Annotated in this window: 1 protein-coding gene; it reads left to right on the forward strand. The window is 58.0% G+C overall.

Features of this window, described 5'->3' with window-relative positions:
- A partial coding sequence (locus RVY79_RS19480) for a hypothetical protein (protein ID WP_317466224.1) occupies nucleotides 1-276 on the forward strand: 276 nt, incomplete at both ends.

Raw genomic sequence — 276 nt, forward strand, 5'->3', positions numbered from 1 at the left:
GCCTCTATGGCGCCTTTGGCGACAAGCGCGCGCTCTATATCAAGAGCTATCATCGCTATCGCGATGACTACACCGCTGGAGCCGTCGATATTTTCAATGCCGATATCGACATCCGCGAGCGATTGACGCGTTTTCTCACGCTAGCACTCGACATCCATATGACCGGCGAGGCCGGACCGAGCGGCTGCTTTACGGTGATGACGGTCGCGTCCGATGCTATCGCCGATCCCGAGATCCGTGCGCTGGTGCGCGAAGGCTTCAAGGATATCGACGATG

The organism is Chromohalobacter sp. HP20-39, assembly GCF_033052815.1.
Classification (GTDB): Bacteria; Pseudomonadota; Gammaproteobacteria; order Pseudomonadales; family Halomonadaceae; genus Chromohalobacter.